The sequence below is a fragment of the Micromonospora sp. NPDC085948 genome (assembly GCF_040686315.1).
GTDB lineage: Bacteria > Actinomycetota > Actinomycetes > Mycobacteriales > Micromonosporaceae > Micromonospora.
This window is the reverse complement of the sequence record NZ_JBFBJW010000007.1, coordinates 165,692-187,997: the sequence shown is the minus strand read 5'-3', so window position 1 is coordinate 187,997 and position 22,306 is coordinate 165,692. Positions and strand designations below refer to the sequence as shown.

Sequence of the window (22,306 nt, the reverse complement as noted above, 5' to 3'; positions counted from 1 at the left end):
GCGACGCGACGTCGTCGGCGTCCGGCCGGGTGTAGACACGTCGGCCGGTGTGCGCCTCGTCGATGTGGATGTCTCCTGGACGGTAACGTCAACGCAGTCGATTCAGCTTCTCGCGAGCGGCAGTGCCGGGCCGAGGCGTGAGGACCACGAGGCGCAGGTCGGTGTTCTGGGTGGTCAAAACGTTGGCGTCCAGCGGGATGGCCCCCACGTCCGGGTGTACGGCGGTCTTGTGCGCGCTCTCGTGATTGGCCACCGCGCGGAGGGCCCAGAGGCGGCAGAACCTGTCGTTCCCGGCCATCCGCGAGATCAGTGCCGCCACGTCGGGATCGTTGGGATAGCGGGCGCTGGTGGCGCGCAGGTCGGCCACCAACGACTGCTCGAAGTAGGCGCGCTCGGTGTCGGTCTGCCGGACTCGGGGGTTTCGGGTTTCGAACTGGACGATCAAGGCGTTGCGATCGTCGGCGGTGGCGCCGGTGGGGTCGCCGAAGACGGCCGCGAACGGCCGGTTCCAGTGCAGCAGCCGCCACACGGCGTCGTAGACGGCCGCCGGGGTGTCGTCGAGGTGGTCGATGACGCGGTGCAGGCTGCTGGGGATCAGGTGGGGTATGCGGTCCGGGGCCGCGGCGAAGCCGGCAAGGCGCATCAGGTGCGCCTCCTCGTCGTCGGAAAGTCGCAGCGCGCGGGCCAGGGAGGTGCACACCTGCGCCGATGGTGTGGCGGCCCGGCCCTGTTCGAGGCGTGCCACGTATTCGGGGGAGATGCCGGCCAGTGCCGCCAGCTCGCCGCGTCGTAGCCCGACGACGCGGCGACGAGAGGCGTTCGGGAGACCGACCGCGGCCGGGTCCGTGCGATCCCGCCAGGCCCGCAGCGCGGCGCCGAGGTCATTCATGATCCCATGATCCGCCATCGGACCTCCGGGGAGCTGGGTGGTACCAGCGATACGCGGAAGACCTGTGCCTTCCACAGTGCTGGCTCGGCCCTTCAGGATGGGGATCATGAGCAAAGTGACCAGAATGCATCACATCGGAGTGCCGGTCAGCGATTTGGCGCGGTCGGTGAGGTGGTACGAGGACGTCCTCGGCATCGCGCCGAACGGTGTGACGATCTCGGCGACGAACCCGGCGATCGGTGCGGTTGTCGAGGTCGAGAACGCGTCGATGCGGGCATCCTTCGCGTTGGCCGGTGACAACGTCCTGCTGGAACTCATCCAGTACGACAGCCCGCAGCCGAGGCCCTTCACCGGGCGCAACTCTGACGTTGGGGTGATGCACCTGTGTTTTGAGGTCGACGACCTCGACTCGGCGCACCGCGACCTGGTGCGGCGGGGCGTGCACGTCAACGCCGATCCGGTCGTGCTCCAGGACGGCGATGGCGTCGAAGCGGGGGCGCTGGCCGGGACGAAGATCCTCTATCTCCGTGACCCCGACGGCATCCAGCTGGAACTGTTCGAGTTGCCCTCGTAGGAGCGCCGACTCCGGACCCGGCGCCCGTCCCGGTCGGTGCGCTGCTCTGGATACCATCGGTGGGGCCGAACAACCAGAGGGCACCATTCGTCCGGCGACACGCAGAAGCTGATGACAGATATCAGGTCGGGATTGTTCGTCGCTCGCGAGGCGGAGTTGGGCGAGATCGCCTCGGTGACGGCAGCCGCTGCGCGGGGCCGTGGCGGGGCGAAGCTCGTTCTCGGTGACGCGGGGATCGGCAAGTCGACGCTCATCGGTGCGGCCGCTTCGCGGCTCGACGGATGGCGGGTGCTGCGGGCCGGTGGTGTCGAGTTCGAGAGCGAGCTGCCCTACTCGGCCCTGCACCAGTTGTGCGCGCCCGTGCTCGACCACCGCGCCGGACTCCCCGTACCGCAGCGGAACGCGCTCGACGCGGTGTTCGGACTGCACGCCGGGGCCACGCCGACCCCGATGCTTGTCGGCTTGGCCGTTCTCGGCCTGCTGAGTGCCGTAGGCCGGCGCAGGCCGGTGTTCTGCGTGGTCGACGACGTGCAGTGGATCGACGCCGGCTCGCGGCAGGTACTGGCCTTCGTCGCGGCACGCGTTGCGGCGGAGCGGGTCGCCATGGTGTTCGCTGCCCGCGACGCCGCCTCGGTGTCGGCGCTCGGTCGCCTGCCCGCCCTCACCCTCACCGGGCTCTCCGATTCGGAGGCCCTCACCCTGCTGCGGTATCGGGCACCATTCGGCCACGAGGCAGCGATCGTGCAACGGATCCTCGCCGAAGCGGCCGGCAACCCGCTCGCCCTGGTGGAGTTCGCCCGCGACGCCGGACCGTTCGGGCTACCCGGGGACGCCGGGCACCGCGCCGTGGAACACCGGTTCGTGAGTCGGTTCCTGCGGCTGCCGGCACCCACGCGCTCGGTTCTGGCGCTGGCCGCGGCGGAGCCGACAGGCGATCTCGTTCTGCTGCGCCGCGCGATGGCGATCCAGGGGCTGGACGCCGTGGACCTGGCCGCGGCCGAGGACAGCGGCCTGTTGGTGGCCGGGCCCCGGGTGCACTTCCGGCATCCGTTGGCGCGTTCCGCGGTGTACCTGTCGACTGGCGCCGGGGCGCGACGGCAGGCGCACGCGTCGCTCGCCGCCGGTACGGACGCCGACGTCGATCCCGACCGTCGCGCCTGGCACCAGGCGAACGCGATCACCGACCCGGATGAGGAGACCGCGGCCGAGCTGGAGCGTTCGGCCGGCCGGGCACAGCGCCGCGGCGGACTCGCGGCCGTGGCCGCGTTCCTCGAGCGCGCGGCCCGACTGACCCCCGGCCGGTCGCGGCAGGCCCGCCGGTTGTTGGCCGCGGCCCGGGCGCGGTTGGGCTCGGGGGCACCATCTGCCGCCCGGGAGTTGGTGGACGAGGCCGAGCGTCTCCACCCGGACCCCGCCGACCGCCACGCCGCGCGGCTACTGCGCGCCACGATCGACTATCACGTGGCGCGCACCATCCTGGCGACGATCGCGCTCATCGACGCGGCCGACGGCGTGGGGCCCGACGAGGTCCGCGAAACCTACCTGGAGGCGTTCGCGTCGCTCATGTTCAGCGTCGACGAGCCGGGGAGGTTACGGCGCCTCGCCCTGCACATCCGGGAACGGGTACCCGAGCGTCAGCCGCCACGTCCGGTCGATCTGCTGCTGCGGGCATTGGTCGAGCAGCATCTCCGCCCGGTGGACGAGGCGATGCCCCTGATGCGGCGTACGGTCGACGCCTTCCGGGACCACGCCCACACGCCCGGCGCGGATCCGTGGTGGATGGAACGTGCCTGTGTGTTGAGCGTCGACATCGGTGACAGCGATGCCATGGAGCAGATCACCGACCGTCAGGTGGAACTCGCCCGGGCGCAGGGGGCCTACGCGATCCTTCCCCATGCGTTGCGCTTCCAGGCGGTCGCCCGGACGATCGTGGGTCGCTTCGCCGACGCGCAGCTCTGCATCATCGAGGCGCGTGCGGTCGACGAGGCCGCCGGGACGTCAAACCTCGTCGGGTCCGACCTGATGCTTGCCGCCTGGAGCGGGGACGTCGAACGGTTCCGCGAGATCCGGGAGAGGCTGCGCGACTGGGTGGGGGTGAAACCCACTGCGCTGCACTACGCGATCGGCGTTCTGTGCAACGGCAGCGGCGACCATGAGGCCGCGATCGACGCGCTGCTGCTCGTACGGGACCAGCACCGGCGCGGGGCGTACGCCGCCTCCGTCTTCCACCACGAGCTGGTCGAAGCCGCCGCGTACGTCGGACGTCCCGAAGAAGCCAAGGAATCGGCCAAATGGATCGCGGATGTCGCACGGGTCAACCCGAACGCGTGGACGACCGGTGCGCATCTACTGGCGAGTGCGCTGCTCGACCCGGGGCTCGGCGCGCAGGACCACTACCGTGCCGCGATCAGCCGGTTCGCCGGGAGCAGGATGCGAGTCCACTACGCGCGTGCCCGACTGCTCTACGGGCAGTGGCTGCGACGGGTCGGCCGCCGCGCCGAGGCGCGGGTGGAGCTGCGCGCCGCGCACCAACTGCTCTCCACCATCGGCGCGCGCGGGTTCGCCGGCCGCGCCGCCCGCGAACTAGATGCCATCGGCGAGCCGACCCTGGCCGACGACGCCGATCCGCTCGCGGGGCTGACCGCCCGCGAACTACTCGTCGCCCGCAAGGTCGCCTCCGGTGCAGGCACCAAGGAAGTCGCCGCGCTGCTGTTCGTCAGCCCGCGAACGATCGACGCCCACCTGCGCAACCTCTACCGCAAGCTGGGCATCACCTCACGCCGGCAGCTACGAGAACTACTCCGCTGACGGAGCCGGGCCGACCGAGCGACGAAAGGGCCCCGCCGGTACGAGACCGGCGGGGCCCGCTGGGTCACGTCAGCGCTGGGCGCCGGGCCCGGTCACACTCCCGTTCGGCACGCGTCTTCAGCTCCGTCAGCCACGTCTCCAGGCCCGCCCCGAGAGCCACGGTGGAGAAGGCGACGTCCTGCTCCACCTGGTCCCCGCGCCACGTCTCCTCGGTACGCACGAGAACGCGACCGGCGATCTCGGTGAACGTCCACACGTGGACCCCCTCGTCGATGCGCAGCCCCACACCGATCGCCGGGCCGTCCCACCGGAGGCACCTCTGGTGTTGAAGCTGCCGGACGCTGGACGTGACGACGAGGGTCGTGGCGGGATTCAGCGCGGTCTCGAGGACCGGTGTCGTCCATCGGAAGGATGAACCGGGACGCAGTGGGCCACGATCGAGCCGCTTGCTGGAGGAAACCGGCTTCTGCCAAGACGGCCAGCGTTCCACGTCGGTCTGCAACTTCCAGACGGTTCGCAGCGGAGCGTCGATCGTCGTCTCCGTCCGATAGCGGATCTTCGCCGCAGTGTCGACGGTCCGTCCCGCACATCGCAGCGTCGCGTGGTCGGCACCGACATCGCGCCTGACCTCGGCCCGAGCCGGCGCACCTGCGGTGCCCACGAGGCCGGCCACGACCACTGCCGTCGCGACGGCAAACACACGATTCTTCACGGGGCGGTCACCGCCTCGGCGGTGCCCTTGAGTCGTTCCAGCCACCTGGCGAGGGTCGTGTCGAGGCCCTCCTGGAACGGCCCAGGGTCGGCGTCGACAGGCGGGCCCGCGAAGGACTCCTCGGTCGACACCTCCACACCGTCGCCGGCCGGAGTGAGCGCCCAGACGTGGACACCGAGGACCCCGTCCGGTCCGTCACCGTATCCCCGCCACACGAGGCGTTCCCGCGGCCGTACCTGAACGATCGTCGACTCGATCTCCATGCCTGCGGCCGACCAGCGGAACACGGAGCCCGGGGCGAGCGGACCGGGTGTTTCCACGCGTGCGTACGGGATTTCTGGCAGCCAGGTCGTCCATGCGTCGATGTCGGTGAGGATCCGCCACACGGCTTCCGCCGACGCGGTCACCGTGACGCTGTGGCGGCTGACCACCGGGGCCGACACGTCAATGCCGGCCTCGTCGGTGTCCGTAATGATCTCCATCGTGAAGCCTCTCTGCGGTCCCTGACCATCGGATCGCCGGGCATGAGAGCGAGCCGCCCGATCCACACCCGGCAGATGCGATCGTGCCAAGACGGCAACCGCTACACATCGGCAAGAATTACCTAGTTCGCGGTACGTGCGCCGGCCACGGTGAAGGTCCTTACCTCCGTGCCTGCTGCCGGCACCTGGTCGCAGGCGAACCACGTCGCATCGCCCACGTCCGGGTAGGGGACAGTAGCCGTGTGCGGTGTCGGGGGAATGCGCTCCGAATGCACCGCGCGCGGCGAGGCGAGCGAACCGGCCTTGCGGCCCTCGGTCCCAGCCGAGAGGTTCTTCGGCAGCACGTCACGGCTGCCCCGTCGTTGAGTTTGTTTTCGTGCGGCGTCTCAAGCGGTCGCGTTGGGACCCTGGGACGCTCGGGCCAAGCGCGTTGACGGGATGCCGGCATGGTGATCGCGTCGGCCCCGGATGGCCCGATCGTCCTGCCCGAAGGTCGGGCAGCCTGGTCGGGTTCGCGCGCCATCGCCCAGTACGACGACCAGGCCCGCGAGGGAGGCGACCGCCTGTAGCGCCCGCGACCGCCAAGAGGTGGGGCTGCGTGCGTCAGTCATCGGATCCGCTTCTGTTCGTCCTGGTCGTGCTGGGCGGCGAACCGGGCGGCCGCGGGTCAGCTCTCGCCGCGTATCTCGGCCGGCAGGCTGTCGAACCACTCCAGTACCGCTTGCTCGTAGATGAGGCCGAAGCGCAGGGTCGCCCGCCGGTACAGGTCGGGCACGAGCCCGCTTTCCTCGGCATTCTGAAGCACATTCATGTAATTCGCTAGCCGTTCGGCGTGCCGGGCCCGGTGCTCGGCGACATAGTGCGCTAGTAGTTCAGGGTTGATGTGCTGGCCGAATCCAATGGAGAGCAGCAGTGGGATGCGGATGTGCTCCTTCCCCGGTTCGCGGTTGACCCATTCGGCGAAGGCGCCCCGGCCGGAATCGGTCAGCTCGTAGGGCCGGCGGTCCCGGGGGCCGCGGGTGCCGGCGGTGATCAGCCCGGCCGTCTCCATAGCGGCGAGTTCGCGGTAGACCTGGCTCTGCGTGAGCGACCAGAAATTGCCGATCAACCGCTCGGCGGCGCTCAGGAGGTCCCAGCCTGTCATTGGCCCCTGGTGCAGGAGACCCAGCATCGAGGCGGCAGTGGAGTTTAACGGTTTGCTGGGCATAGCCGACCTCCTGCGTCGTGGTGCCGGCCGTGTCCGGGTTGGCAGCCCGTCGCGCCCCGTGCGGTGGTGCCGGCACCGGGTCTGGTGCCCGCTCATCTGGCCCGCCCCGGTGTCGTCGCGGGCACCAGCGGCCTGGGCAAATCTTTGATCTGGGTGGAGCCTGCTCTCTGACGACCTAGCATAAGGGAAGGTCTTGACGTTCCACTGTGCCAGATGCCAGAGTGGCGATGGGCCGGACGGTCGTCGATGGGTGGGGCGTCGCTGCGCCGATGCGTTAACACGGGGGGTCGATGTGTTCGGTGTTCTGGGTCGCGCCGCTATGCGCGGACGTTGGTTGTTCTTGGCACTTTCCCTAACATTTGTAGTATTTTCCGGTGTCTGGGGCACCGGACTGTTCGGTGTCATGCACGCCGAAGGCGGGTTCGACGACCCGGCCAGCGAGTCCTATCGCGCTCAGGAACGCATCCAGCAGGCCCTGGGGCGCGAGACGGTCGACGTGATCGCGCTGTACGACGGCGCGGGCCGAACCGTGGACGATCCGTCGTTCCGCGCCGCAGTGGATGGCGTCATCGCCGCACTGCCGACCGACCTGGTCGCCCGGACCACGTCCTACTGGTCCACCAACCAGGATGCTTTCGTCTCGACCGACCGGGGCGCCACGTACGTGGCGATACAACTCGCCGGCGACAACGCGGCCGACCGTGGCGAGGCGTTGCGGGAAATCGAAGACGACCTGGCCGCGCCCGGCTTGACGGTGCAACTCGGCGGGCCAGCGGCGGTGTCACGCGACATCAGCGCCCAGGTCGCCGAGGACATCCTCTTCGCTGAAGCGATCTCCATCCCGCTGCTGCTTGTGTTGCTGGTGCTGATCTTCCGCAGCGCGGTCGCGGCGCTGGTGCCGCTGCTCGTCGGGGGCCTGGTGATCCTGGGGTCGTTCACCCTGCTGCGGGTGCTCACCTACTGGTTCGACGTGTCGCCGTTCTCTATCAACATCGTCACGATGCTCGGTCTCGGCTTCGCCATCGACTACGCGCTGTTCATCGTCAGCCGCTTCCGGGAGGAACTGCCGATCAGCAGATCGGTCGGCGACGCGATCGTACGCACCATGAACACGGCCGGGCGGACAGTCTTCTTCTCGGGCCTCACCATCGCCATCTCGCTCCTCAGTCTCACCCTCTTCCCCCAGGTCTTTCTACGCTCGATGGGGTTCGGGGGCGTGGCGGCGGTGCTCCTGGCGCTGGTCGGCTCAATGACGATGCTGCCGGCGGTGCTGGCCGTCGTCGGGCATCGGATCAACGCGCTGCGGGTGCCGTTGCCGCGTCGGCGCAGGTCGGCCGAGGCGTCGTCGAAGGATCCCGGTCGTGGCTGGTACCTCTTCGTGCACAGGGTGATGCGCCGTCCAGTGCTGACCAGCATCGGCATCGTCGCCCTCCTGTTGGTCCTGGGCTCTCCCTTCCTGCGGGTCGAGTGGGGTAACGCGGACGAGCGAGTGCTTCCGGTGGGGTCGGAGAGCCGGACCGTGGCAGAGGTGCTCGACGAGCGGTTCCCAGGCGGCCCGCCACGACTGATCAGCGCCGCGGTGGTCCGGTCGGACGGTGCGACTCAGAGCGCCGAGCAGCAGGCCGTTGTCCAGGATTACATCGGCCGGCTCGACGCGGTGTCCGGGGTGGACAGCGCCCAACTCGTCGCCACCGGGCAGGGCGTGTCGCGCATCGACCTCCGGTACGCACTCGACCCGCAGTCCGAGCAGGCACGGGAGATGCTCGCCGCGCTGCGTGCCGTGCCCCCGCCGTCGGGGACCGAGGTGCTCTTCACCGGTGGTCCTGCCCAACTGGTCGATCTGCTCGCGTCTGTCGGCGAGCGGTTGCCCTGGATGGGGCTCTTTGTCCTGGTGACCTCGCTAGTGCTGCTGTTCATCGCGTTCGGCTCGGTGCTGCTGCCGCTCAAGTCCGTCGTGATGAACCTGCTCTCGTTGAGCGCGTCCTTCGGCGCGCTGGTACTGATCTTCCAAGATGGCAACCTGGCCGGACCGCTCGCCTTCACACCCACCGGCATGGTCGACGTGACAATGCCTGTCCTCATGCTGGCCATCGCCTTCGGTCTCTCGATGGACTATGAGGTCTTCCTGCTGTCGCGGATCCGGGAACAGTGGGACCGCACCGGTGACCCGATCGAGTCCATCGCAGTCGGCGTCCAACGTACGGCCGGCATTATCACCAGTGCGGCTCTCCTGCTGGTGGTGGTCGTGGGGGCTTTCGCCACCTCTGGAGTCGTCTTCATCAAGATGGTCGGTGTCGGGTTGGTGATCGCCATCGTGGTGGACGCCACCATCGTGCGGGGACTGCTGGTGCCGGCCACGATGCGGCTTCTCGGACGTGCCGCGTGGTGGCTGCCGGCGCCCGTCGCCGGCTGGTGGGATCGGCACGGCATCAAGGAGCACGACAGTCTTCCGGACGGCCCGGGCCACGAGCCGGCGCCCGCCGGGAACGGGGTGCCGGGCGGTCCGGGTTCGGCGAACGCCGGCGGGGGCGTCGATGTGGCAATCGACCGGAAGAGTTGAGATTTCCGGGTCGGGCACGTCGCCGGTCGGATGACGTACGACGATGCCCAGGTGGGCCTACATGGACACGGCGAGAGCAAGGAATTACGCCACCTCGGTCGCGCGTGCGCGCCTCCGTGGTCACCTTACGGGCACGTTAATAAATGCGACAGACGGCCATAACTTTTTGACAGATCATCAACGGTCTCCTATGCTGAGTCCTTAATTTGCTCCATATAATTTGAGTTCATCATGTCATCACCCGGACCAAGCGCAAAGGACTCGTGCAGCAGGCATGCCCGGTCGAACGTGGTCGCCCGGTACGAATCTCCGGGATGGTCTCACGTGTCACCGAGGCGCAATTGGGCATTTCTTCACCTTCGGTAGGGGGGCCTCGTGAAGAAGTCGGCCACAACGGAGTCGCTCGTGTTGACATGTCGAGGGGGTGACGAGGTTGCCTGGGCAACTCTGGTACGCCGGTTCGGTCCGTTGGTCAGCGCGATCGCGCGCTCGTATGGGCTGAGCCAGGCGGACTGCGAGGATGTCAGCCAGGCCACCTGGCTGCGGCTCTGGCGTCGGCTCGATCAATTGCGTCAGCCGGAGCTACTGGCCGAGTGGCTTTCGATGGTGGCTCGGCGCGAGGTGCTACGACATCTGGGTGGCAGGCGATTGCCGGCACCGACAGACGAGGTCGTGATCCTTGAACGCGGGCAGCGTAGCGCGGCCTCGGCGGAGGAGGAGGTTCTCTCGCGGGAAGGGGCGGAGCGGCTGCGGCAGGCATTCCAGCTGCTGTCCCCTCGTTGTCAGCACATGCTCGCGCTCCTGATGGACGAGTTCAGCTACGCGCAGGTCGCGCAGTCACTCGGCCTGGCTCCCGGGTCGGTGGGGCCGGTGCGGTCCCGGTGCCTGAACGACCTTCGCAGGGCGCTGAATCAAGTCGATGCCGGCCGGATGTCCCCGGCAGACGAGCAGGTTCCGGCTTGCGTCTCGGGGGCGGACGAGCGTACCAGCGCTAGACTTGGGGGCCGAGAACTGACGCGAGCCTCTGGATCACCTGCGGCGACGGACATCCGCAAACGGCGACATCCGTCCGAGGCTGATTGTCCCCGCTTCGGGTCGCCAGCGTCGGGTGTCGGCAACTCAACAGCCGGCGCTGGACGACGTCTGGTCGCCGAGCCGCCTCGTCGAGGCGCTCTCTAACCCGCGGTGCTAGTGCCCCGAGCACAAACGTTCGCCGGGTTGGTTGGGCGGCCATGGCTACGGCGTGGCGGGCGTTGGCGTTGCGCCAGCTTAGGTATCGGTGCAGGTGGCGGCCCAGTGCGACGTGGTTTTGGTGGTCGGATCCGGCGACCACGAACGTGCGTAGTGGCCCGAAATGGGCTTCGATCGGGTTGGCCCAGGATGCTGTGTCACCCAACCCGGCCAACGTTTGTGGTCAGGGCACTAGCGACGTTTGGCCCAGGGGCCACGTCGGGCGTGGTGCCGGCACCACGCCAGGGCGGCGCGACCTGCTGGACCTTGATGGCGAGGTCGATCTCCGCTGCGCGCACGCCGCCTCCGAGGGCGAGTCGGAGGTCTGCGAGGAGCTGCTCATCCGCTGCCGGACGTGGGTCATCGGGCGTCACTCGCCGAACCATGCCCTACCTCCTAAGGCCGTGTAAGCATTCCGATCGGGCTCGATGACATATTCATGCCCCGCGCCTTGACGTGGCCCCCGTGCCTTGAATCGATCGTACCAGTTTTGTTAATTTCTTTGTCCCGCAAGAATCCGCCTGCCCAGACCCACCCTATGGCGGCCTCGCGGAACTCTCATACCGGTCAAACCCGGCGATGCGCCTAGCCAGGCCGCCCGCATCGCGTGGATCCTGGATCGATCTATACCAACCGCTGCCCGCGTTCCACGATCCGACGACCGCCTGGCTGTCCACGGTTCCTGATCATGTGCACGGGATTCCGAGTGATGTGTGTGTTGTCAGCCTGGCTCGTGATCGCCTGCTCTTGTCCGGCTTACGTCCGTTATGGACACTGTAACACACAGTTGTAGTGCGTGGACAGAGTGATAGGGGCGCGGTACGTTCGGAAAAGTCGGATAAAAAATCTGCCGTAAATGGCGAAAAAAGTCCGCGCAGTTGTGGGGGTTCGCCGCGAGTGTGGCCGATGTTCGGCTGTCCCGCGAGCACATCGGTGACGTAACCACCCACCGCTGCGTCCAGGTCGTCACCTTTTATGGCGCCGTAGTCGTAAGGACGTGGCGTGTTGACGGGGCAGCCCTGACCGGTGCCTCGCACGCCGCTCCTCGTGAGTAGCTGCCCGCGCGGATCCGGCGCGGAGAATGACCATCTATGTCGGACGAATTGAGGATGTGCGCGTCTCCCGCCACTGGATGGCCACGCTGCGGCGCGGGCACGGGCTCAAGCCCCACCGGCAGGACGCCTTCAAGGTCGGCAGCGGCCCTGCACGCGGTCTCATCACCTAGGCGGGACAGATCAAAAAAGACGGAGCCGCGGAGCTGGGGGCACTACTCCTCCCACTCAGGCTCAGTCGACCGTGGCTATCGAGAGAACGACGAGCAGGAAGGCCGCGAGATAGGCCCACGAACGGTATCCCTGAAACCACTCCCAGCGGTTACGGCGCTCCTGCCAGCGTTCGGGAGGGGAATCCTTGTCCCAGCGCAGCGTCGACAGGTTGATCGGCACGTTCACGACCACGGTCGTGACGATACCCGTGGCCCAGGCTGCGGCCGCTACCCAGCGCAACACCTCGGGCAATCCCGCCCCATCCGGGCGGGCCGCGTAGCTGATAGCCAGTACGAGCGAAGCCGTCATCGCCACCGGCATCACAATGCCGAAGGTACGCAGCAGGCCCTGTTCGACCAGGATGTGGTCACGCGGCGCCAGACGCTTGACCACCGGATGCACAAAAGCATATGAACCGAACTCGGCGCACGCCGTGAACCCCAGTACGGCGACGGTGGCGAACATCAGCACGTCCATACCCGCTCCTCTCTCGTCGTGGCGGCCTGCGCGGCGCCAAGCCACATCGGCGAGCCGTGCCGCAGCATCCGCGACGTGACACCGCACATGGGAAGGCACGACAGGAGTCGGTCGCCGCGATGGCCGGTGCTCCCGCGGAGGTGGCTGATCAGCAGCGCATGCCGCGAAGGTTATTGATTGATTGATAACATGTCAACCATGGGCCAGAAACGAGTCTCCTCGTCCCAGCGGCGTGCTTCCGTGCTCGCTGCGGCGATCCGGATCTTCGGCAGTAAGGGCTTCGCCGCAACCACCACGGCAGACATCGCCCGCGAGGCCGCCGTGAGCCAGCCCTACGTGGTGTCCCTGTTCGGCAGCAAGGACGCGCTCATACGAGCCGCGATCGAGCACGCGCTCGACAGGGTGATCGAGGTGTTCGAGCAGACGATCGACGACGACGCACTCGGCGACCTCGCGCCGCGTATTGGTGTCGCCTACCTTCGCCTGTTCAAGGAGCAGGGCTTGCAACTCTGCCTCGCGCACGCCTTCACCGCCGGCAGCGATCCGGAGATCGGGCCACTCGCCAGAGACGGCTTCCTTCGCGTCTACCGAGTGCTCGTCGACCGCGGCAAGCTCACACCCGAGCAAGCCAGTCAGACCCTCGCCGCCGGCATGATGGCCAACGTCATCCTCGGCTTACGCCTGGCCGATGACTATGACCGTGAACCCGTCGTACGCGAACTCCTCTCGGCGACCTACCCGAGCAATGTTGGCCTCCTCAGGACCATCACCAACGCATGCGATGGTGACGCCGCTTCTAGTGCCGATGTCCACTGACCGCCGGGTTTGCCGATGGTGTTGTGGATCTTCGCCGCAGGTGCGGTCGAGCGACTCCCCGCCGGGATGGTGGGGGCAGGCCACGGCTGGCCAACCGATCCGCACGGTGACCACCCGGGTGGTCTGTCGGCGGGGCCAACAACCTGGCGGCGGTCGCCAACGCCAACCTTCGCTGCCGCTCTTCACATGCGGCAACAACACCTCGAAGCGCATCACAAGCGGTCGCGAATAATTCTCGGAAACCGCGGGCCACACCAATGACGCCGAAGCATGGAGCAACGTGGTATTCCTTCACGGCTCCACTTGATCCGTAATGTTCTGGTTGACATTGGGAAACGCGACGTCAAGCCGTGCTTCACGGCGGTGACGCCACTCACCCGGGTGGCGTTCGGACACCCGGGGGGTGTCGCTGTCGCCGACCTCACGCGCACCGCGTTTCCCATCTCGGTGTCTCCCTTTGTTCGGAGTTACACCCTTTCAACGACGGACCCGGTTGCGGCAGGTGGCTGTACGTGTTGTCGGCCTGGTTAGTGATCGGCTGCTCTTGTCCGGCTTAGGTCTGTTATTGGCGAGGATAACCCGCAGCGCTTTGATGTGTGGCGGTGTGGGACGGGTCGAGCGGTTCCAAGAGTCGGACAAAGATTTTTAGCGTGGAGGTGTACGAACTCGGGGCCACGTCGGGTCTTTAAAAGCGAGAGGTCTTTCGAGGGCCGCTCGGTGACAACAAGAAGGGACCCATTGTGGCCGTCACGCATGATGTTGTTGTGGGCGCCGTCAAAGCGGCAATGGTGGACGCGCTTGGCGTCGAGCCCGAGGAGGTGACGCCGGAGGCGACACTGTTCGGTGATCTCGGCGCGGAGTCCATCGATCTCCTGGACATCCTCTTCCGGCTGGAGCGCAGCCTCGGTATCAAGGTCACCGCCGGCGACCTGGCCGAACGCATCCAGGGTGGTATCCCTGAGGAGGAGTTCGGTACGCCGGAGGGGGTCGTCTCCGAGGTCGGGCTTGCCCACCTGAAGAAGGTCATGCCACAGATCGCGGTGGAGGACCTGCGAGGGAAGCTGCCGGCGGAGGAGGTCATGGGGTTGTTCACTGCGGACAATCTCGTGGATCTGGTGGTCGACCGGAACACCGAGCTCGTCGGCTGATCTCATGGGAGTACGGGTCGGTGTCGATCTCGTCGAGGTGGACCGCGTACAGACATTGCTGAAGCAGCAGCCGGCCGCCAGCAGTGAGCTGTTCACAGAACGGGAACTGGCCGCCTGCTCCGGCCGGCGAGACCGGTTCGTGCGGCTCGCCGGTCGGTTCGCCGCCAAGGAGGCGGTCCTGAAGGCACTCGGCACCGGCCTAGGTCCACGGATGCGGTGGACGGATGTCGAGATCGTCAACGAGCCGTGGGGTAAGCCGCGGGTTCACCTGTACGGCGAGGTGGAGGCGGTCTGGCGAAGGCGGGGCGCGGGTCAGGTAGAGATTTCCATTTCGCACACTGCCGGTCTCGCCCTTGCCCACGCCGTTCTGGTGGAAACGGCCGCCTGTGCCTGCGTATCCGGGCACTCGGCGGTCACCCCCGAGCCCAGTTCCGAAGTGCACGGCGATGGATAGGGGCAGGCGGGCCACCCAGACGTCCGAGACAGCACGTACGTCGAGGGCGGATTGGACAGCGATGAAATCCACCTGACGGATCGACTCGCTGGTCAGACACTCAGTGGGTCAGCGTGCTTGTGGTCATGTCGAGGGTCGAGACGCACTGGCGGGAGCCGACCCACGGCATCTCTCCCGATCCGCTGGGTACGGGGGCGTCGCAGCGATCGAGGTGCTGCGGCGGGCCGGTCAGATTTGGGGGTTGCCGGATCGTGCGGCTGACCAATGGCACGGCGCAGTAGGTCCTGCGATCGGCAATCCAGGCATTTGTTAGTCCTGATGCGGCACAGCCGATACGACATATCCGAACCTCCTGGGGGAGGTACGGGCGGATTGCGGGGGAGAACTGATGTCAGGCCGGTATTCGGTTGGTGGTGCCGCGCTGCTCGAGCGGAATGTGACGGATGTCCACGGGCATGACCGGTCCGATGCTGCGATCGCTGAGCTGCCAATCGCCGATCTTCACGGAGTCGAGGCGTTGCGATTCGGTGGTGTGAACCTGGCCTACGCGCGTGCGCTGGCCGAGTCGGGGGCGGAGCTGCCGCCGATTCTGGTGCAGCGCAGTACCATGCGTGTAATTGACGGTGCCCATCGGGTGCGGGCAGCGCTGCTGTGCGGTCAGCGGACGATCACAGCAGTGCTGTTCGACGGTTGCGACCGCGAGGCGTTCGTCCTCGCGGTTCGGCTCAATGTGACACATGGGCTGCCACTGTCGCTGGCGGAGCGGAAAGCGGCGGCTACCCGCATCCTCCACGACTATCCCGAGTGGTCCGACCGATCGATCGCCTCGGTGACTGGCGTCTCCGACAAGACGGTTGGGGCAATCCGGCGGCGGTCGCCCGCGGAGATTCCGCAGCCGACCGACCGGGTTGCCCGTGACGGAACGATCAGCCGCCGCCCGCTGGTGGAGGGTCGGCTGCGAGCGGCCGAACTGATCCGGTCGCGGCCGCACACGCCGCTGCGGCAGATTGCGGACGAGGCCGGGATCTCCTTGACTACTGCTAAGGACGTGCGCAATCGGGTGCGGTGCGGCAAGGATCCGCTGCCCGCCCGACAGCGAGCGACGTTGTCCGGCGCTGTGGTTGCAGAGCCCGAGTTGGGTGAGGCGGATGCGATGGCCGCAGAGTTGATGATGCAGCGGTTGCGTAGCGACCCGGCGGTGCGTCGGACGGCCGGCGGTCGGTGGGTACTGCGCTGGCTCGCGACGATGACCTTCGACGAGCAAGGCTGTGAGCGGGCTGTCGCATGCCTGCCGCCCTACCACCTCGAGACCGTCGCACGACTGGCGCGGCAGCGGGGCGCGGTGTGGCTGCGCCTCGCGGGGCGAATCGAGGAGCGTACGCGGTCGAACTGAGAGGTGAACATTTCGTAATTCGTCCGCGGTCGACCGCCGCATTGACAGTCGTTGTGTAGCGATGTTCTACTGGCGCCCCGCGATAGGTCGGATGACCGCTGTTCCCTTATATGAAGTACTCGTCTGCGCGCGTTAGGTCGGACTGATGAACAATGACGTGCAACGCCGTTGGTGTTTTCTGTTCCCAGGTCAAGGTTCCCAGCGTGTCGGTATGGGGAGAGACCTCTACGTACAACGTCCCGATCTCGTCGCGGAAATCTTCGAAACCGCAGACGAGCTGCTGGGCTTCCCGCTCTCGGAAATAGCCTGGACCGGGCCCGAGGATCGGCTGCGCCGTACCGAGATCACGCAGCCTGCGATATTCGTGGCGAGTTACGCGGCATATCGTGTGCTCACCGAGCGAATGCCCGAACCGGTGGCCGTCGCCGGACACAGCCTGGGGGAGTACACCGCGTTGGTCGCGGCTGGTGTACTGGAGTGGACCGACGCGCTGCGACTGGTCCGCCACCGCGGCGAGCTCATGGCCGCGGTCAACGAGACCACCCCAGGCACGATGGCGGTCGCGCTGGGATTGACCGCATCGGTGGTCGAGCGGTTGTGCGCGGAAGCCTCCGCAGCCTCCGGTGTGGTGGTCGAGGTGGCCAACTACAACGAGCCGACGCAGACCGTCGTGTCTGGAAGGACCGAGGCGGTCGCGGAATTTCTGCGCCGGGCCACGGCCGAGCTTCCCCCCGACGGAAAGATCATGAAGATCGGGGTCGGTGCGCCGTTCCATTGCTCACTGATGGCACCGGTGGAGGAGAAGTTCGCCACCGAGCTGGCCACCGTCGACTTCCGCGATCCTCGTATTCCGGTGGTGGCCAACGCCACCGGCGGATTCGTCACCACCGGCACCGAGGCGCGTGACTCGCTGCGCCGGCAGTTGGCCGGGCCGGTCCGCTGGACGGACAGCCTGACCACTCTCGTCGATTCCGGCGTCACCACGTTCGCCGAGGTCGGGCCCGGCCGGGTGCTGACGGGCATCTGCCGGCGCACGTACCCCGACCTGGACTGCCATTCCGCCTCCGATGCGCGCCGCATTGCCGCTCTGCTCGACGCCAGCGTTCTGCCTCGCACCGTCTGAAAGGACTCCCATGCGCACCGCCCAGATCATCGGCACCGGCGGATACCAGCCCGGTGACCCGATCGACAACGCCACCATCGAAAAGCTCGTTGGCCCGCTGCCGGACGACGTGCTGAACGGGCTGACCATCGAGCAGCGCTTCTGGATGATCGATCCTCGGACCGGCGAGCACCTCGACAGCAACTCCGGGATGGCGTACAAGGCTGCGGTGGCGGCGTTGGCCGCCGCCGAGGTCGAGCCGGCCGAGGTGGATCTGATGATCCTGGCGACCGGGACCCCGGACTACACGCTGCCGCCGTCGGTCAACCTCGTGCAGGAAAAGCTCGGTCTTGAGTCCTGTGCCACACTGGAGATCCGCTCCGGTGGCGCGGGTGCCGCGCAGGCATTGGACATCGCGCGGCTCTGGATCGAACAGGGAAATGCCACCACCGCGTTGGTCATCGGGGTGGAGGCCATCTCGCCCGCCATCGCGCCGGTATTCCTGGAGACCGAGCCGGACAGAATCCGGATGCGCGACCGAATCCCGCTCTACATGTTCGGTGATGGGGCAGGGGCGATCGTGGTGCGCGCGGGAGAGCACGGCGGACTGCGCCGTGGTGCCACCAGGGCCATCGGTGGCCTGCGCAAGCCGGGCATCTGGGCCATCGGTGGTGGCACCCATGCGCCGCTGCTGCAGCAGCAGCGGTCGAAGAAGCTGGTGGACCTCAGGGTCGATGTGGTCGGCGCCGGGGACTTCACGCCGGTGATGGTGTCCGAGGCGCTGTCGCACACGCTCGAGGCCGGCCAACTGGCCGCGGCCGACGCCGACTGGTGCCTGATCCCCGAGGGCAATGCCGGCTGGATGCTCGATTCGATGCGCGACGCCGGTGTAAAGACCGCGGACTGGGAGGCCCTGGAGGGCCGCATCTTCGACAATTTGGCGATGACCGGCGCCTGCGGCTGCGCGGCGGTGCCGCTGTTCCTCGACAACGCGTGGCGCAACGGCATGATCCAGCCGGGGCAGCGCGTCGCCATCATCGGCGTCGAAGCGACGAAATGGATGTACGGGGGGATCGTGTGCGACTGGACCGCCCCCACCCCCACCCCCGCTACGCAGAGCAACGAGTCCGTCTGATGTTTGATGTTGTCGTCATCGGCAGCGGCCTGGGCGGGCTGTCGGCCGGGGCGCTGCTGGCGCGCGCCGGTCTGCGAGTCGCGGTGGTCGAGCGCAACGCGGCGCCCGGTGGCTATGCGCAGCCCTTCCGCCGAGGTCCCCACTTGTTCGACCCGGCCATTCACTTCACCCTGGATGCCGGTCCCGCCGGGTTCATTCCCGGGGTGCTGGACCACCTGAATGTCGCTGATCGCGTCGAGTTCCGCGAGTTACCGCAGACGTATCAGGCGCGGTTCCCGAGCCTGACTGTCGATGCGCCGCCTGGCCGGCTGGCGTTCCTCGAGCTGCATCAACGGTTGTTCCCGCGACAGGCCGACGGATTGGCGCGGCTGTTCGAACTGCGCCGCGAGATGTTCACCCAGTTCGCTGCGCTGCCGCAGCATGTCGGCCCAGGTGGACTCGATGCCGCAATGGCGGCGGCACCCCTGGTCTTCCGCTATCGGCTGTCGACCTTGACCGAGGTGCTGGACGAGTTTCTGGACGACCCGCAGTGTGCGGCGGCGATAGGCAGCATCTGGCCCTACATCGGCTCGCCGCCGTCGCGGATGTCGTTCCCACTGTTCAACCAGATGCTGGAGACCCTGCATCACGGAACCTTCTACCCGCGCGGAGGTTTCGGGACCCTGGTCGACGCCCTGGCCGCCGCGGTCCGCGACAACGGCGGCGAGCTGCTGCTGGGCGACGAGGTGCGGCGCATCCTGGTCGAGGACGGTCGCGCCGTAGGCGTCGAGACGGCGGGCGGGACCGTGCTGCACGCTCGCGCGGTGGTCTCGAACGCCGACGCGCGGCAGACGTTCGGCGAACTGGTCGGCTGGGACCTCCTACCGACCGCGCTGCGGCGCAGAGTTGACCGGTATCGCCTGGCGCCCTCGGCATTCGTGCTCTACGGCGTGCTGCACGCCGATCCGGCGGAACTGGGCCTGGCACACGAGAACTTCGTGTTCGGATCATGGGACCATGACGCCATCTGGGCTGACGTGCAGGCGGCCCGGCCCGGTGGCATTTGGGTGACCGTGCCGACCCTGGCCGACCCGGAACTGGCACCAGGAGGCGGGCACCTGGGTGTGGTCACCAGCCTGGTCCGAGCCGGCGCCGACGGTAGCTGGCGCGCGATCCGGGACGCGCACGCCGACGCCCTGCTGTCCACGGTCGAGGCGGGTGTGCCCGGCTGGCGCGACGCCTTCGAGATCGTCGACATGGCCACCCCCGACACGCTCTTCCGCTACAGCCGCAGCGCTGGCGGAACCGCCTACGGCTGGGAGAACACCCCCGCGCAGACCGCCAGCAAACGGCTGCCGCACCGCACCTCGCTGCCGGGCCTGTATCTGTCCGGCCAATGGGCCGAGGAGGGCACCTCCTCGCTGCGGACCCTCACCTCGGGTCGAGCCACGGCGGCCATGGTGGCTGCCGACCTCGAACACCCCACGGCGATACCGGATTTCGGCGGCCCGTCGTTCGTCAACGAGCTACTGACTGGGGCGCGCCAGTAGCTGTAGGAGCGATCACGCCGATGGGCTGAGACAGCGACGTTGGTCGTCGAGCCGATGCGGCGGTCCTTCGGATCACCGGGCCCGGATATCACGCGGCTGCACCGGGTTTCGCTGGATCGCCGCATGTCGTTGCCGACTAGTGTTCTGTCTCATGGTCGTTGGTTCGCCGCTCTGACCGACAAGATGGTCCGCCGGGGCGTGTTCCACAGCGTCTAATCAAAGCTGAGACGGAACTAGCGGTGTGCCTGCAGTCCGCGGATGATCAGGTCCACCAGCCTGGTGTAGCTGCTCGCCAGGTCGGGGGAGCGCAGGGCGCCGTTGAGTTCCAGCGAGACCGCGCCGTGTAGCGCCGCCCAGACCTGCTGGGCGAGCTCGACGGTATCGCTCTCGGTGATCGCGCCGCGGGCCATGGCGTAACGGATGTGCGAGACCAGCTCCCCGAACGCCCGGCTGGCGCTTTCCTGCACCGCTTTATTGGTGAAGTGCCTGCCAGCCGAGGCGTGGAACATGATCAGGTAGTGCTGCGGGTGCTTGGTAGCGAACGCGCGGTAACCTGCGGAGGCCGCTCGCAACCGGACGATCGGGTCGGCGTCGGCCGGAGCGGCGACCTCGGCCCGCAGCCGTTCGAAGCCACGGATCAGCAGTTCCGACTCCAGGCCGTCCTTGCCGCCGAACCGGTTGTAGACGCCCATCAGCGCCACCCCTGCCTCGGCGGCGACCGCCCGCACAGTGACCCCGGCCAAGCCGTCGCGGATCAGGACCGCCTCGGCGGCGTCGACGAGGGCACGCTCGACGTCCTTGCTCGGCGTGCGGGTGCGACCAGCCATCTGTTTCGGTCTCCTCGGTTCGCGCTGCCGGACTGTCACCTTAGCCGCTTGGACCTGGTTGACGGCCCGATGACGATGCTGTAGAACAACGTTACACAGATACCGCAGTCTGTTCCACAGGAGGCATGCCGTGTCCACACCCACTTTCGAGCGGGCTGATACCTCTGAGCAGACTCTGGGTACTCCCGACCCGGCCACACCCACCGGCGCACGCCGCTGGCTGGCGCTGGCGGTCGTGTGTGTGAGCGTGATGCTGGCGGTGATCAACAGCACCGTGGTCAACGTCGCCCTGCCAACGCTGGGGCGGGACCTGGGTGCTTCCACCACCTCAATGCAGTGGATCGTCAACGCCTACACCCTGGTGTTCGCGGTCATGCTGCTCACCGGCGGCGGTCTCGGCGACCGATTCGGCCGCAAACGCACGCTGCACGTTGGCCTGGTGCTCTTCGCGGCCTCCTCCCTGGCGGCGGCGAACGCCACCAGCACCGGCCAGCTGATCGCCGCCCAGGCAGCGATGGGCGTGGCGGCCGCATTCGTCTATCCGGCAACGCTGGCGCTGCTGTCGGCGATCTTTACCGATCGCAAGGAGCGAGCCATCGCCATTGGCATCTGGTCGGCGGTCTCCGGCCTGGGGGCCGCCGTCGGCCCGGTCGCGGGTGGTCTGCTGCTTCGGCACTTCTCATGGCAGTCGGTGTTCCTGGTGAACCTGCCGCTGATCGCAGTGGCGCTGGTCGGCGGGCTCCTGCTGCTGCCCAGGTCGCGTGCCGAGTCGACCGGTCGGTTCGACGTACTCGGCGCTTTGCTGTCCATGGCCGGTGTCGGGCTGCTGGTGCGTACGGTGATCGAAGGCCCGAGTGACGGCTGGCTGTCGGCGGTGACGTTGGGCGGATTCGCCGGTGCTGCCGTGCTTCTCGCGCTGTTCGCCTGGTGGGAAGCGCGCACTGTCGAACCGCTGCTCGATGTGAGTATGTTCCGCGACCGGCGGGTGACGGCGGCGTGCGTCGCGATCATGATGGCCTTCCTCGGGCTGCTCGGTTTCGTCTTCCTGATCACCCAGTACTTCCAGGTGATCCGCGGCTACGACACCTTGAAGGCCGGCCTGGCCATCCTGCCGTTCGCGGCGGTCATGGGCGTAATGGCGCCATTGAGTATGGCGCTGACCGTCCGGATCGGACCCCGGCTCGTGATCTCGCTCGGCATGCTGTCGCTGAGCGCGGGTTTCGTGGTGGCCATGCAGCTCACCGCCGAGTCCAACTACTGGGGGCCGGTGGTCGGTTCGATGGTGCTGATGGCCGCTGGGCTCGCCTGGGGGACTGCTCCCGCCACGGACACGATCATGAGCGTGCTGTCGGCGAACCGCCTCGGCGCCGGGTCCGCGGTCAACGACACCACCCGCCAGATCGGCGCGGCGCTGGGCATCGCGGTGATCGGCTCGGTGATGAACCAGGTCTACGGTGACCGGATTACCAGTGGATTCGCCACACTTGGGTTGCCGTCGGAACCGGCATCGGAGTCGCTGGTGGCGGCGGTGGGAGTGGTTCAGCAACTGCCCCCCCAGGTGGCGGAACAGGCGCTGCAGACGACCCGGGACGCGTTCATGTCGGCGTTGCACGCCGGTTCACTGGCGGCGGCGATCGCGACCGCCGCTGCGGCAGGGGTGGTCGCGCTGCTCATGCCGGGCCTGAGGCGGTGAGGCCC

20 protein-coding genes are annotated in these 22,306 nt (G+C 67.6%); 14 read left to right on the top strand and 6 right to left on the bottom strand.

All coding sequences use genetic code 11. The features are described 5' to 3' along the window. Positions 1–88 precede the first annotated feature (88 nt). Positions 89–889, bottom strand: coding sequence for a helix-turn-helix domain-containing protein (locus tag AB0O48_RS20395; RefSeq protein ID WP_365067516.1), 801 nt, complete (start codon positions 887–889; stop codon positions 89–91). A 124-nt stretch (positions 890–1,013) separates the two neighbouring features. Between AB0O48_RS20395 and AB0O48_RS20390 the strand changes: the two genes are divergently transcribed. Both AB0O48_RS20390 and AB0O48_RS20385 read left to right on the top strand, forming a co-directional pair. Then, a complete protein-coding gene (locus tag AB0O48_RS20390) occupies positions 1,014–1,463 on the top strand; it encodes a VOC family protein (RefSeq protein WP_231396707.1) in 450 nt (149 codons plus the stop codon). Positions 1,464–1,574: 111 nt separating this feature from the next. After that, positions 1,575–4,271, top strand: a complete 2,697-nt coding sequence (locus AB0O48_RS20385) for an AAA family ATPase (protein ID WP_365067513.1) — start codon at positions 1,575–1,577, stop codon at positions 4,269–4,271. Between the two features lie 64 nt (positions 4,272–4,335). Here the strand turns inward: AB0O48_RS20385 and AB0O48_RS20380 are convergent, their stop codons facing one another. After that, positions 4,336–4,983 (bottom strand): SRPBCC family protein, encoded by a 648-nt coding sequence (locus AB0O48_RS20380; protein WP_357252506.1) that lies wholly within the window; start codon positions 4,981–4,983, stop codon positions 4,336–4,338. Next, positions 4,980–5,465 (bottom strand): SRPBCC family protein, encoded by a 486-nt coding sequence (locus AB0O48_RS20375; protein ID WP_357252503.1) that lies wholly within the window; start codon positions 5,463–5,465, stop codon positions 4,980–4,982. Before AB0O48_RS20375 ends, AB0O48_RS20380 begins: the two co-directional genes overlap by 4 nt. A 446-nt stretch (positions 5,466–5,911) precedes the next feature. Here AB0O48_RS20375 and AB0O48_RS20370 point away from each other — a divergent pair, with 446 nt between their 5' ends. Beyond that, positions 5,912–6,034 carry a hypothetical protein gene (locus AB0O48_RS20370; RefSeq protein ID WP_357571312.1) on the top strand — a complete coding sequence of 41 codons (123 nt, stop codon included), beginning with the start codon at positions 5,912–5,914 and terminating at the stop codon, positions 6,032–6,034. A gap of 98 nt (positions 6,035–6,132) precedes the next feature. Here the strand turns inward: AB0O48_RS20370 and AB0O48_RS20365 are convergent, their stop codons facing one another. Beyond that, on the bottom strand, positions 6,133–6,672 hold the full coding sequence (locus AB0O48_RS20365; RefSeq protein ID WP_365067508.1) for a PadR family transcriptional regulator: 540 nt from the start codon (positions 6,670–6,672) through the stop codon (positions 6,133–6,135). Positions 6,673–7,006: 334 nt separating this feature from the next. Here AB0O48_RS20365 and AB0O48_RS20360 point away from each other — a divergent pair, with 334 nt between their 5' ends. From AB0O48_RS20360 to AB0O48_RS20350, 3 genes are all read left to right on the top strand, one after another. After that, positions 7,007–9,232, top strand: coding sequence for an MMPL family transporter (locus tag AB0O48_RS20360; RefSeq protein WP_365067505.1), 2,226 nt, complete (start codon positions 7,007–7,009; stop codon positions 9,230–9,232). Positions 9,233–9,607: 375 nt separating this feature from the next. Then, entirely contained in the window at positions 9,608–10,411 is an 804-nt protein-coding gene (locus AB0O48_RS20355) for a sigma-70 family RNA polymerase sigma factor (RefSeq protein WP_357571310.1), read from the top strand. 1,132 nt (positions 10,412–11,543) lie between these two features. Then, positions 11,544–11,687 (top strand): hypothetical protein, encoded by a 144-nt coding sequence (locus AB0O48_RS20350; protein WP_357252492.1) that lies wholly within the window; start codon positions 11,544–11,546, stop codon positions 11,685–11,687. Positions 11,688–11,748: 61 nt separating this feature from the next. Here AB0O48_RS20350 and AB0O48_RS20345 read toward each other — a convergent pair whose 3' ends face one another. Beyond that, positions 11,749–12,204, bottom strand: a complete 456-nt coding sequence (locus AB0O48_RS20345; protein WP_357252489.1) for a DUF1772 domain-containing protein — start codon at positions 12,202–12,204, stop codon at positions 11,749–11,751. Between the two features lie 198 nt (positions 12,205–12,402). On the opposite strand from AB0O48_RS20345, the gene AB0O48_RS20340 reads away from it, so the two are divergent. The 7 genes from AB0O48_RS20340 (at position 12,403) to AB0O48_RS20310 (ending at position 19,781) form a co-directional block, all read left to right on the top strand. Beyond that, positions 12,403–13,020 carry a TetR/AcrR family transcriptional regulator gene (locus AB0O48_RS20340; protein WP_357252486.1) on the top strand — a complete coding sequence of 206 codons (618 nt, stop codon included), beginning with the start codon at positions 12,403–12,405 and terminating at the stop codon, positions 13,018–13,020. A gap of 740 nt (positions 13,021–13,760) precedes the next feature. After that, positions 13,761–14,168, top strand: a complete 408-nt coding sequence (locus AB0O48_RS20335; protein WP_357252483.1) for an acyl carrier protein — start codon at positions 13,761–13,763, stop codon at positions 14,166–14,168. Between the two features lie 4 nt (positions 14,169–14,172). After that, positions 14,173–14,622, top strand: coding sequence for a holo-ACP synthase (gene acpS, locus AB0O48_RS20330; protein ID WP_357252480.1), 450 nt, complete (start codon positions 14,173–14,175; stop codon positions 14,620–14,622). Between the two features lie 388 nt (positions 14,623–15,010). Next, entirely contained in the window at positions 15,011–16,015 is a 1,005-nt protein-coding gene (locus AB0O48_RS20325; RefSeq protein ID WP_357252478.1) for a ParB/RepB/Spo0J family partition protein, read from the top strand. Positions 16,016–16,160: 145 nt separating this feature from the next. Further along, on the top strand, positions 16,161–17,138 hold the full coding sequence (gene fabD / locus AB0O48_RS20320; RefSeq protein ID WP_357252475.1) for an ACP S-malonyltransferase: 978 nt from the start codon (positions 16,161–16,163) through the stop codon (positions 17,136–17,138). Positions 17,139–17,148: 10 nt separating this feature from the next. Continuing rightward, on the top strand, positions 17,149–18,252 hold the full coding sequence (locus tag AB0O48_RS20315; protein WP_357252473.1) for a hypothetical protein: 1,104 nt from the start codon (positions 17,149–17,151) through the stop codon (positions 18,250–18,252). Next, positions 18,195–19,781, top strand: coding sequence for an NAD(P)/FAD-dependent oxidoreductase (locus AB0O48_RS20310; RefSeq protein WP_357571309.1), 1,587 nt, complete (start codon positions 18,195–18,197; stop codon positions 19,779–19,781). The genes AB0O48_RS20315 and AB0O48_RS20310 overlap by 58 nt, the downstream gene beginning before the upstream one ends. Positions 19,782–20,014: 233 nt before the next feature. On the opposite strand, the gene AB0O48_RS20305 is transcribed toward AB0O48_RS20310, so the two are convergent. Beyond that, the gene (locus AB0O48_RS20305) at positions 20,015–20,608 is read right to left on the bottom strand and encodes a TetR/AcrR family transcriptional regulator (protein WP_357252470.1); all 594 of its coding nucleotides are present in this window, start codon (positions 20,606–20,608) and stop codon (positions 20,015–20,017) included. A gap of 130 nt (positions 20,609–20,738) precedes the next feature. Between AB0O48_RS20305 and AB0O48_RS20300 the strand changes: the two genes are divergently transcribed. Then, positions 20,739–22,301, top strand: a complete 1,563-nt coding sequence (locus AB0O48_RS20300) for a DHA2 family efflux MFS transporter permease subunit (RefSeq protein ID WP_357252467.1) — start codon at positions 20,739–20,741, stop codon at positions 22,299–22,301. Positions 22,302–22,306 lie beyond the last annotated feature (5 nt).